Below are 12,353 nucleotides of genomic sequence, written 5' to 3'. Positions count from 1 at the left end.
TCAAGCGTCCAGGTTCTTGCCAACGGCGCGCATCAGGAAGATGGCAACGATATTGGCGATGATGACAGCGACCACACCCCCGGCCGACCCGGCCCCGATGTCGTTGCTCAAAATACCAGTGCGGAACACCAGGAAGGCGATGTTTGTCGAGGCATAGCCCGGCCCGCCCCCGGTTGTGACGCGGATTTCAGCAAAAATGCCCAAAAGGAAGATGGTCTGGATCAGGATTACGATGGTGACCGAGCGCGCCATGTGCGGCATGATAATGTACCAGAACCGGTTGATTGCATTGGCACCGTCCATTTCGGCGGCCTCGCGCTGCTCTTCCGAGAGCGACTGCAGGGCGGTCAGAAAGATCAGGGTCGCAAATGGCAACCACTGCCAGGCCACGATGACGACGACCGAAAACAACGGGTACTGGTTGAACCAGTCCACCGGTTGCAGGCCAAAGAATTTCCAGAGATGCCCCAGCATGCCGTAGCCGGGATGCATGAAGCCGTTTTTCCAGATCAGCGCCGCAACGGGCGGCATGACGAAGAAGGGTGAGATGACGACAATGCGCAGCAGGCCCTGACCCCAGAGCGGCTGATCGAGCAATAGCGCCAGAAAGATGCCGCCAATCACGGTGATCAGCAAAACCCCACCCACAAGGATCAACGTGTTGATCAGCGATTGGGTAAACGAGGGATCACCGATGACATATTCATAGTTCGCCCATCCGGCGAACCCGGTCATCAAGGGATTGATCAGGCTGTAATTCTGGAACGAAAACCATATGGTCATCGCCAATGGTACGGCCATCCAGAGCAGCAGCACGATGACGGCCGGCGCCATCATGGTGCGAGCAAGCGTTCGCGTCTGTGCTGTAGCCATTTCGTCCTCCCAAATACCCGGACTTTTGCCGGTGCGCCTTGGCGGCCGCTACGGGCGTGCCGCAAAAATCGTTTGATTAAAACCGCCCGACCTCAAGAGGGTACCGTTAGCCGGGCGGTTCATTTGGATGCTGCCTCGAGAGACTGGTTTTTGAGGCAGCATCCGGTTCGGAAAATATCTGCGGCCGGGGTGCCGGAACACTCCGGCCGCGTTGTCTTCCTCGGAAGCAGACCTACTTGATATAGCCTGCGCGGGTCATATCACGCGTGGCGGCGTCCTGAGCCTGGGCCAGGGCATCGTCTGCTGACATCTGACCGGCCAGTGCCGCTGAGAACAGCTGGCCAATGTTGGTCGCGATACCGGCAAATTCCGGAATGGCGACAAACTGCACGCCGACATAGGGCACCGGCTTGACAGTTGGATTGGTCGGATCCGCCGAATTGATCGATTCAAGCGTCATCTTGGCGAAGGGCGCTGCTGCCTGATAGTCGGCATTTTCATAAAGCGAGGTGCGTGTGCCAGGGGGGACGCTTGCCCAACCTTCCTCAGCCGCAACTGTTGCCAGATAGTCCTTGTTGGTTGCCCAGTTGATGAACTTTTCGGCTGCTTCAGTATTCTGACTGCTGGTCGGAATGGCCAGTGACCATGCCCAGAGCCAGTTGCCGCGCTTGCCCAGACCATTGTCCGGTGCCAGAGCGAAACCGACCTGATCGGCAACGGTGGAGTCGGGACCCGTTACAAACGAAGCTGCAACGGTTGCATCGATCCACATGCCGCACTTGCCCTGTTGGAACAAGGTCAGGTTTTCATTAAAGCCGTTGGACGAGGCACCAGCTGGGCCCGCATCATTCATCAGCGACAAATAGGTATCCAGTGTCGCCTTCCATTCCGGCTGATCGAACTGGGGCTTCCAGTCTTCATCAAACCAGCGTGCGCCGAACGAATTTGACATCGCCGTCAGGAACGCCATGTTCTCGCCCCAACCAGCCTTGCCGCGCAGGCAAATGCCGTTGATGTCATTGTCGCGATCAGTCATGGCGCGCGCAGCTTCTCCGATGAACTCCCAGGTGGGGGCATCCGGCATGGTCAGACCAGCCTTTTCCATCAGGTCCTTGCGGTACATGACCATCGAGCTTTCGCCGTAGAACGGCGCAGCATAAAGCTTGCCATCGAGCGAGAGACCACCGCGGATTGCGGGCAGCAGGTCATCGACGTCATAGGCGGCGTCAGCGCTGAGGCCATCGAGCGGCACCAGCCAACCCTGCTTTGCCCAGATTGGGGCTTCGTAGGTGCCAATGGTCATGACGTCGTACTGTCCACCATTGGTGGCAATATCGGTGGTGACGTTCTGGCGAAGCGTGTTTTCCTCGAGCACGACCCAATTGAGATCGATACCGGTTTCGTCGGTAAAGGCGGACGACAGACCCTGCATACGGATCATGTCGCCATTATTGACAGTGGCTATGGTGAGCGTCTGCGCAGAGGCGGTGCCAGCAAGCGCTAGAGTAAACGCGCCCATGAGAATGGGTGTCAGTTTCATCGGTTGTTCTCCCAACAATCGAGCCGGGCATTTATTCCGGCAATGAGCAAATACTCATTATTTATGCGACGAAGTCAAGAGGGGTATGCGCACAGCGAATGGTTCGTTAGCGAATGCAACGGCAAAAAACTGAATATTAATGTTTATTTTCTAAGGGCTAGGGCGTGTTCAGCAGATTTTCTGCGGTACGCTCGTCAGTTATCAAACCGTTAACCAAACGGCGGGAAAGCGATGCCCTGAGGCCGGGCAATTTTTTATTGCCTGCGGCAATTGCCACGACCAGCGAGGTTTCACGCGAAGGCACTGGGGCCGACGCGACGCGGTCATTGGTCAATCCTTCGATCAGCTTGCCATCGGCGTCAAAACTCCAGCCGCAGATCTCGCCCACCGCACCCGCCTTTTGCAGGGATCTCAGTTCATCACTGGTGATAAAGCCGTCGACATAGAGTGGTGCGTCCGGGTCGATCTCGCCGATGCCGACAAACGTCACATTGGCCTGTCTGGCCAGGGTCAGTGTTTCCTGAATCATCGGTTGGGCGTGCAGCAATTCGCGCTCCCGGGACGAGGAGGCAATGACCGGTAGCGGCATGGGAAAGCTGCGCGCCTTGACGGTTTGCGCGATGTCGAAAATGACATTGTAATAGGCCGCTGCCCCATCAGGCGCGATGGAGCCGGTTAGGGAAACAATCTTGTGCTGGGACGCGTCGATCGGGCTCATTTGCTCGATTGCCGCCTTGAGCGTTCGCCCCGTCCCCAGCGCCATGATTACCGGTTCATCGTGCTTGAGCCAGCGTTCGATTTGCCCGGCCGTGGCAATCGCAACGCCATTGATCGAGTCGGGTGCCGTTGGATCAGTGGGGACAATTTCGACAAAATCGAGTGCATACCGTTGGCGCAGTTTTTCGCCAAGTTCCATGCAACGCCCGATCGGATGATCGAGGCGAACGCGAATCAAACCCTCGGAAATCGACAGGGAAACAAGGCGTTGCGCAGTCTGTCGCGACACCCCAAGCGTTTGGGCAATCTGCTCCTGATTGTTGCCGGCAACATAGTAAAGCCATCCGGCACGGGCCGCATCGTCAAGCCTGTTTCCAGACGTTTCCTGTCGCTGAACCATCCCTGAAACACTCCCTTGCGAGCGAATACTCGTTTATTGAGCGTTTGCCCGCAACCGAAATCCGATCAGACGTCGAGATTGCTGACGCTCAAGGCGTTGTCCTGAATGAATTCGCGCCGTGGTTCAACGAGGTCACCCATGAGCGCTGTAAAGATTGAATCGGCATCGTCGCTCTCGCGAATTTCCACCTTGAGCAGGGTCCGTACGTTCGGATCCAGCGTTGTTTCCCACAACTGGCTTGGGTTCATTTCGCCCAGGCCCTTATAGCGCTGCAGGGTAACGCCCTTGCGGCCAGCCGCAGTCACAGCCTTGAACAGTGACGATGGCCCGTGAATCGATGTTGTTTCGCCTTTGCGCGAAAGGGTGGCGACGCCACCAAACAATTCATCCAAACGACCGGCAATCTGGCGCAGTTTGCGCGCATCAGCGCTATTGAGCAGCGCAGGATCAATGCCGTGAGTTTCCGAAACACCCCTGACCACGCGGGTAAAGGCCAACCCGTCGTCGTCGGTAATTTCCCCGGTCCAGCCGCGCTCTAGCTCATCTGAAATCCGGTCGAGCCGGTTGGCGATGCGATCAAGCGTTACCTGTGCCTTGGCGGGATCGGACAACCCTTCGGGATCAAGCGCGCCAACGATGGCCGCCTGTTCAACCAGGCTCCGATCGTACCGGGTATTGAGGTTTTCGATGGCGTTCACGATGTCGCGTGACTGCTGCAGGATCGACAACAAATCGGCACCGGCGTGGGTCAGGCCATCGCGGGTCGTCAGCACGGCGTCTTCGGTGCCCGTCGATAGCAAATAATCTTCAAGCGCCCTCTCGTCCTTGAGATATTGCTCGGACTGCCCGCGCTTGATTTTATAAAGCGGCGGTTGGGCGATATAGATGTGTCCGCGCTCAATAAGTTCAGGGGTCTGGCGATAAAAGAACGTCAAAAGCAGCGTGCGGATATGGGCGCCGTCGACATCAGCATCGGTCATGATGATGATCTTGTGGTAGCGCAACTTGTCGGCGTTGAATTCCTCGCGACCGATGCCCGTCCCTAGCGCTGTAATCAGCGTACCCACCTGGTCCGAGCCGATCATGCGGTCAAACCGGGCGCGTTCGACATTAAGGATCTTGCCACGGAGCGGCAAGACGGCCTGCGTTGCGCGGTCGCGTCCCTGCTTGGCGGAACCACCAGCAGAGTCACCTTCCACGATAAAGATTTCTGATTTTGCCGGGTCGCGTTCCTGGCAATCGGCAAGTTTGCCAGGCAGGGAGGAAATTTCCAGCGCCCCCTTGCGGCGGGTTAGCTCGCGTGCCTTGCGGGCGGCCTCGCGGGCGGCGGCAGCTTCAGCCACTTTGCTGGCAATGGTGCGCGCTTCGACGGGGTGCTCTTCAAACCATTGGCCAAGTTTTTCATTGACCACATTTTCGACCACCGGCCGCACTTCGGAGGAAACCAGCTTGTCCTTGGTCTGGCTCGAAAACTTCGGGTCCGGCACCTTGACAGACAAGACGCAGGTCAGCCCTTCACGCGTATCGTCACCCGTTAGGGAAACTTTTTCCTTCTTGGAAATACCCGAAACGTCGGCGTAACTCGTGACCTGCCGGGTCAGGGCGCCGCGCAGACCCGCCAGATGGGTGCCGCCGTCGCGCTGGGGAATGTTGTTGGTAAAGCACAACACGTTCTCGTGGTAGCTATCGTTCCACTGCAGCGCTACTTCGACGGTAATGCCGTCCTTTTCGTGCAGAATGGTGATCGGTTTGTCGATCACCGGACTCTTGGATTTGTCCAGATAATTGACGAATGCCTCAAGGCCGCCTTCGTAAAAAAGCTCGACATCAACAGGTTCTGGATGGCGGCGATCTGCCAACAGGATGCGAACGCCCGAATTGAGGAACGCCAACTCGCGCAGCCGATGCTCGAGCGTTTTGAAATCGAACTCCACCATAGTGAAGGTTTCAGTGGAGGGCATGAAGCTGACTTCAGTCCCGTTCCTGCCTTCATTAACCCCTATGACCTCAAGCGGACCATCGGCGTCGCCATGGGTGAAAGTCATTTGATGGATTTTACCATTTCGGCGAATGGTCAAACGTAGCCACACCGAAAGCGCGTTCACCACCGATACACCCACACCGTGCAGGCCGCCCGAAACCTTATAGGAATTCTGGTCGAACTTGCCCCCGGCATGCAGCTGGGTCATGATCACCTCAGCAGCCGATACCCCTTCTTCCTTGTGAATATCGGTTGGAATGCCGCGCCCATTATCGGTTACCGTCACCGAGCCATCGGGATTGAGCGTCACTGTTACTCGGTCGGCATGCCCCGCCAGCGCCTCATCAATGGCGTTGTCAACCACCTCATAGACCATGTGGTGCAGGCCTGATCCGTCGTCCGTGTCACCGATATACATGCCGGGACGCTTGCGCACGGCATCAAGGCCTTTGAGCACGCGAATGCTGTCGGCACCATATTCAGCGGGATCAGGAATAATGTCGTCGGTCATGAGGGTCCGAATCAGGCTCGTTAAGATGAATTAGTTGTAGTCGATTGAGCCAAAAATCCCAAGCAAAATGGCCGTTTCGGGCTCATTTGCCTGGCAATTCCCAAAAGGCTTAGTCGCTTGGGTGAAGCCGTCCACCACGTACGAGGATCGCCTGACTGCGATCTGCAAGGGCTTCAAAAAGCATTGGGTCTGTACCGGTCAGGAAACACTGCCCGCCAAGGCCATCCAACGCATCAAAAAGCGCCCGCCGCCGGTCGGGATCAAGATGTGCTGCAATCTCGTCCAACAGCAGAAACGGCGTAATGCCGGTACGCTGTTTGACCAACCGGGCATGGGCCAGCACCAAGCCGATCAGTAACGCCTTCTGTTCACCCGTTGAGCCCAGCATTGCAGGCATGGCCTTTTGGGCATGGACCACCTCGAGATCGACCCTGTGCGGCCCCACGGTGGTGCGCCCCGCCGCACGATCCAGTGCTCTGGTTTGCCGCCAGATGTCGATCAGCGCCGTCTCCAGATCCGCCGACGAAACAGGCTCGTGCCGATCCTCAAACAATGGTGTTAGCGCCAACTGGGCAGCTGGAAAACTGCCATCGCTAAGACTTTGGGCGATCAGGGCCTGCAAATGGGTCAGGCTGTCGGTGCGCGCTAGATGGATAGCGGCGGCAGTTTCTGCCATTTGCGTTTCAATAGCTGCCAGCCAGTGGGCGTCACCATTGTCCTCAAGCAGGCGATTGCGCTGCCGCATGATCTTGTCAAAATCATTGACCGTGGCCGAATGACCCGGAATGAGCGTTGTGACCAGCCGGTCCAGAAACCGGCGCCGATCCCCTGCCGGGCCGGAAAACAGTCCGTCCATGGCAGGCGTCAGCCACAGAACGCGCAAATAATCGCTCATCGCTTCAACTGAACGGGCATTGGCGCCATTGATACGCACCCGTCGTGCGCCATCACCTGCGTTTCCGCCCGTGCCGATGTCGACCGGGCCGCTGTAGGTCTCAATCGTTGCAGCGACTGCCCATGATGCCTCAGCGCCCTGTGCCTGGACCATGTCAAAACTGGCACGCCGCAGGCCGCGTCCCGGCGACAGCAATGAAATGGCTTCCAAGAGATTGGTCTTGCCCGCCCCGTTCGGGCCGGTCAGCACCACATGGCGTGCGTCCAGATCCAACGCGGCCGCTGTATAATTGCGAAAGGCGCTCAGGCGCAGCCGCGAGACTGAACGATTGGCGGAAGTGTTCAGAATTGCTCCTAAACGCGCATCGGCATCAGCACATATTGTGCCTTGGCGTCCCCGTCTTCGCGCACCAATGTGGGTGAACCTGCATCATTGAACGTGAAAATGGCGTTCTCCGAGCGGATCTGGCCCACGATATCGAGCAGATAGCGCGCGTTGAACCCGATTTCAAAGCCGTCGGTTTCAAACTCGACCGCCAACTCCTCACTAGCCGTACCGTGGTCTGGATTGGTAACGGACAATTCCAGCTGGCCGTCGGTGGCTGATAGTTTGACGGCCTTGCCGCCGCGCTCCGAGGCAATGGTTGAAACGCGATCCACAGCCGTTGCAAAGGTGGCGCGATCCACCCGCATCGACTTGTCGTTATTCTTGGGCGTCACCCGCTCATAGTCAGGGAAGGTGCCTTCAATCAGCTTGGACAGCAATACAACGCTGCCCAGCGAAAAACGGATCTTGGTATCCGACACTTCAACCGCGACATCGCCTTCGGCCCCGTCCAGAAGCTTTTGCACTTCACTGACGGTCTTTTTCGGCACGATGATGCCGGTCATCCCCGCCGAACCGCTCGGCGCATCAGTATCGGCCCGTGCCATGCGGTGGCCGTCCGTTGCCACAGCGCGCAGCACCGTTTCACCAGTCGAAACCTCAATCGTGTGCAAATAGATGCCGTTGAGATAATAACGCGTCTCTTCGTTGGAAATGGCAAACTGCGTGCGTTCGATCAGTTCGCGCATCGCCGGTGCCGGTACGGCAAATTCATGGGTGAAGCTGCCCGATTTGAGATCAGGGAAGCTGTCAGGCGACAGGCATTGCAGATTGAAGCGCGAGCGCCCCGAGGTCAGAACCATTTGTTCACCCCCGTCGGTCTCAAGTTTTACCTCGGCCCCGTCGGCCAGTTTGCGCACGATTTCATAAAGCGTATGGGCCGGTACAGTCGTCGTGCCGGGCGTTGAGACCATCGCTGGAACGCTTTCGGTGACTTCGATATCGAGGTCCGTGGCGCGCAGCTCCACCTTGTCGTCGCTGGCCTTGAACAAGACATTGGCCAGGATCGGATAAGTGTTGCGCCGCTCCACCACCCGGTGCACATGCCCCAGTGACTTCAGCAAATGGTTGCGTTCGAGCGTAACTTTCATCGGTCCGACATCCTCAATTCACGCACTGCCATTCCGGCAATAAAATCCCCGGCAAGCCGGGGCGCAGACCATGGCAATTTGGCTGTGAAAACGCAAGAGCCCGTTGGGGTTTGCCCAGAGCATTTGGTCGCAACCAGCCAATCAGGCGGGGGCAGGTCGTTTGCCGCCTGCTTTTTACCGATTGAATGGCCTCAAGGCGATGTGGTTTTAGGGAGCCGGGCACGATGGCCCGGCTACATTATTGACTACTCTTCGATCATGCGCTTGAGCAGTTCGATTTCCTGGCACAATTCGCCATCGTCCTTCATCATCTGCTCCACCTTGCGCACCGAATGCAGCACGGTGGTGTGATCGCGGCCGCCAAAGCGGCGACCGATTTCAGGCAGCGACCGCGAGGTCAGCGCCTTGGCCAGGAACATGGCGATCTGGCGCGGCCGGACAACATCGCGCGATCGACGCGCCGAAAGCAATTCATTGCGCGGCACTTTGAAATGCCGCGATACAATGCGCAGGATGTCTTCGATCCGGACGCGGCGCGCTTCCTGGCTGCGAATGAGATCGCCCAGCGTTTTTTCCGCCAAGGGCACGGTGATCAATTCACCGGTCAATTGATTGGCAGCTACCAACCGGTTGACGGCCCCATCAAGATCACGGCCATGGCTGACCACCACGCGCGCGATATAATCCACCACCGCGGTCGGGAAGTGCATGCCAAACCGTGTACTGGACTGATCCGCCCGGCGCTGAACGATGGCGCGGCGCAATTCAACGTCAAACTGGGTAATGGGTACGACCAGCCCGCCCGAAAGGCGCGAGCGGACCCGTTCATCAAGCATTTCGAGATCACGCGGCGGTGCATCGCCCGCGACCACAACCTGCTTGGCCCCGGTCAAAAGCGTACCAAGCGTATGGCCGAATTCGGTCGCTGACTTACCCTGCAGGAACTGCATGTCATCGATCAGCAAAAGGTCGACCTTACGCAGCCATTCCTTGAAGGCCAGCGCCGACTGACGCTGCACGGCAGTGATGAAATGGTACATGAAGTGGTCGGCGGTCAGATAAACGATATTCTTGCTCGCATCAGCCGCCGCCGTCTCATGGGCAATAGCGTTGAGCAGATGGGATTTACCCAGGCCAACCGTGGCATGAATATAGACCGGATTGAAGCTGACTGTATTATTGACCGTCGCCTGGGCAATCTGCCGCGCCACGCCAAAAGCCATCTCATTGGGGCCGCCAGCCACAAAACTATCAAAGGTCATGCGCTGGTCAATCGCGCTGCCCGAAAGCGCATCGCCCTTCTGAGCGGTATTGTCTCGCACTAACCGGGGCATGGCAGGCGCGGAGGGTGCAACGGGCGCCTCACGTGACGGCGCCTCGTTCTGGGAAGCAATGCGGGGGCGGGCCTGACCATTGACGCGAAGGGTCACCTGCAACCGGGCCAGATCGGGCGCGTCCTGTTTCAGCGCCTCCAGAATTCGATCGGCATAATTTGACTGCACCCACGAGCATAAAAAGCGTGTCGGCGCTGATAGATGGCATAGATCGTCAACGATTTCCTCAAGATCCAGCCGGGCAAACCAGCTGGTAAACACATCCTCACCCACCGCCACTTTTAAACGGGCCCGTGCCCGGTTCCAAAGGTCACGTTCAGCTTCAGACGGCGTTGAGATGGAAGTCATTGCAGACGTGTTGCCCCTTGTTGTTGTCAATTTCAAAGATTGGGCGGTCTGCCCCCAATCTACCTGTCCGGCTGTCGTCTGTAGCTTCATCGTCTGTGCCCCAATCGTTCAACGCGGTTCCGCAATGGCCACGCCTGTTTTCTGTTTTGACAACGGATCCGACCCTGCCGGAAAATTGACCCGTTGCTCCGCCATCACGTCCAAATTCTGGGCGTGCTTCATCGTGCCGCGGCAATGCCGCCGACTGTCGGTTTGAATTGTGTTCTGAACCCAACCAGATCTGGCCGGAAACTCTAATCTACGCCCAAACTTACCCAGCGCCGCCGAGCAGCGCCAAACTCAAAATGCACAAGTGACATTGGTTGCCAAACCAGGAAAGCACAATGCTTTCTGCCTTATTCCATTTGCCCCAAAATCGTACCTGAAAGCTTGTGAAGTCGGGTCTTGTTGCCGTCTTTTCTCAAGCTCGCCAAACTATATTAGAGGGGTCCCTTTGCCCTCGCAACACGTGAATCGCTGAAATAGGGGCTTGACTCTGCGAAGGTAAAAAACAGTTCCCCGCTGCCACTCCGCAACTTGAACCAACCGCTTGTGACTCAATGTAGAATCAAACCGGGAGTACGCGACTCGGCAAAAATTTTTTGTTCTGTCGTGTCGTGCGCAATGTTTATAATCGTGTTTTCCCGACCCGATTTTTCCTTGACAATTACTGATAAACGCTTGCCCTGGAGCGATATTTCTCAAATTGGTTCTGTGCGGTAAAAATGTCGCAGTTGGATCACGATGCACATCAGTCAAGTGGCTGGCGGTCAAAGCCGGCAACAAAAAAGGGCTCCGCGAGGAGCCCTTTGAAATCTCGACCCGAAGGGCCGACAATAATCGTGCGTAGCGCTTAAACTGCCAGTGCCTTGACCCGGCCATTGAGGCGCGAAACCTTGCGCGATGCCAGGTTGGCATGAAGGATGCCCTTGCTGGCGGCACGGTGGATTTCTGGCTCGGCAGCACGTAGCGCTTCCACGGCAACCTTGTGGTCGCCTGCAACAATGGCTTCTTCAACCTTGCGGATGAAAGTGCGGATGCGCGAACGGCGAGCCTTGTTGACCGCAGTGCGGGCTTCAATCTTGCGGGTAGCCTTTTTGGCTGAACTGGTATTGGCCATGATAAGTCCTCTTGGCGCGTACGCCCGGCAATTCGCGCGCTGTTGCGTCGCAAGCGTCCGGGATCAAAATGGAAGCGGCGGCCCATGTGTAGCCGCCAAGTTGGCCGGTCTATACTAGCGCGGCCCGCTGGCGTCAACAGGATTCAGGGTTTATGCCGCCATGCAATAGCTTCATGGCTGCTTCTGACAGACCGGGCAGAAAAAACTTGAGCGTCCCGATTGCACGATCCGGCTGATGGTGCCGGTGCACTCGGGCGTCGGGCAGCGTTGGTCTGCCCGATCATATACAGCAAAACTATGCTGGAAATAGCCCGAGCCGCCCTCAGCATTGCGGAAATCCTTGAGCGTTGAACCGCCAACCTGGATCGCCTCGGTCAGGACGGCAACAACCGCACGCGCCAATGCCTCGAGCGCCGGTTTGGGGTGCCCATCCTTGGTCACAAGGCTAAGGGCCATAACGGTGGGCAGAATGTGGGCGCGGAAAAGCGCTTCGGCCACATATATATTGCCCAGTCCCGCCACCACGCGCTGATCCAGTAGCGCCGCCTTGACCGGTGCTTTTTTGCTTCTGAAGGCGTCGGCCAGCATCTGGGCATTGAACTGGTTGCCCAAAGGCTCTGGCCCCAGTCCTTTTAGATAAGGGCTGTCCTCGATCTGATCGAGTAGATCGATAAAGCCAAAACGGCGCGGATCGGCATAGATCAGATCCATGGGGCCGTGATCGGGATGATCTATCGACCATATCATATGGTCATGTTTGGCTGCGGGGGCTTCGCATGGTAGCGCGCCGCCTCAATCTCCCTGTCGGCAAACCGGTAGACCCCGGTCATACCGAGATGGCTCAGAACGGTTTTGCCATTGGATAGGCGCATCAACAAATATTTAGCCCGCCGCTCGACCGCGGTGATGCTCTGCCCCTCAAGCGATTGGACCAGATCGTCGGGAAAATCGAACCGGAGGTTCTTTCGATAAAGCGCCACGCTTTCAATCCGAGCGTTGACCAGATAGGGCTCAAGGCCCCGTCTTACCGTTTCCACTTCTGGCAATTCAGGCATGGTTTACCTCCGCATCCCTGCGCCGCTTTGCGCCATGGCAAACCGGGCAGCCCTCCGCTATGGTG

At 57.3% G+C, this 12,353-nt stretch carries 8 protein-coding genes and 1 pseudogene; all 9 read right to left on the bottom strand.

Annotated features, from left to right (window positions below):
- Positions 1-873, bottom strand: a complete 873-nt coding sequence (locus PSQ90_RS05660; RefSeq protein WP_282212445.1) for a carbohydrate ABC transporter permease — start codon at positions 871-873, stop codon at positions 1-3.
- Between the two features lie 232 nt (positions 874-1,105).
- Complete coding sequence (locus PSQ90_RS05655) at positions 1,106-2,413, bottom strand: ABC transporter substrate-binding protein (RefSeq protein WP_282212444.1); 1,308 nt, start codon at positions 2,411-2,413, stop codon at positions 1,106-1,108.
- Positions 2,414-2,570: 157 nt separating this feature from the next.
- Positions 2,571-3,530, bottom strand: coding sequence for a sugar-binding transcriptional regulator (locus PSQ90_RS05650; RefSeq protein WP_282212443.1), 960 nt, complete (start codon positions 3,528-3,530; stop codon positions 2,571-2,573).
- A 65-nt stretch (positions 3,531-3,595) separates the two neighbouring features.
- A complete protein-coding gene (gyrB, locus tag PSQ90_RS05645; RefSeq protein WP_282212442.1) occupies positions 3,596-6,022 on the bottom strand; it encodes a DNA topoisomerase (ATP-hydrolyzing) subunit B in 2,427 nt (808 codons plus the stop codon).
- 109 nt (positions 6,023-6,131) lie between these two features.
- Positions 6,132-7,229, bottom strand: a complete 1,098-nt coding sequence (gene recF / locus PSQ90_RS05640) for a DNA replication/repair protein RecF (protein WP_407648201.1) — start codon at positions 7,227-7,229, stop codon at positions 6,132-6,134.
- A 41-nt stretch (positions 7,230-7,270) separates the two neighbouring features.
- A complete protein-coding gene (gene dnaN, locus PSQ90_RS05635) occupies positions 7,271-8,392 on the bottom strand; it encodes a DNA polymerase III subunit beta (RefSeq protein ID WP_282212441.1) in 1,122 nt (373 codons plus the stop codon).
- Positions 8,393-8,637: 245 nt separating this feature from the next.
- Entirely contained in the window at positions 8,638-10,074 is a 1,437-nt protein-coding gene (dnaA, locus tag PSQ90_RS05630) for a chromosomal replication initiator protein DnaA (protein ID WP_282212440.1), read from the bottom strand.
- 892 nt (positions 10,075-10,966) lie between these two features.
- Positions 10,967-11,233, bottom strand: coding sequence for a 30S ribosomal protein S20 (gene rpsT / locus PSQ90_RS05625; RefSeq protein WP_282212439.1), 267 nt, complete (start codon positions 11,231-11,233; stop codon positions 10,967-10,969).
- Positions 11,234-11,404: 171 nt separating this feature from the next.
- Positions 11,405-12,288, bottom strand: a pseudogene (mutM, locus tag PSQ90_RS05620) (bifunctional DNA-formamidopyrimidine glycosylase/DNA-(apurinic or apyrimidinic site) lyase).
- Between the last annotated feature and the right edge of the window lie 65 nt (positions 12,289-12,353).

Origin of the sequence: Devosia rhodophyticola (genome assembly GCF_028816475.1) — a bacterium.
GTDB lineage: Bacteria > Pseudomonadota > Alphaproteobacteria > Rhizobiales > Devosiaceae > Devosia > Devosia rhodophyticola.
The sequence above is the reverse complement of the archived record's forward strand: the minus strand, read 5'-3'. Positions and strand labels throughout refer to the sequence as shown.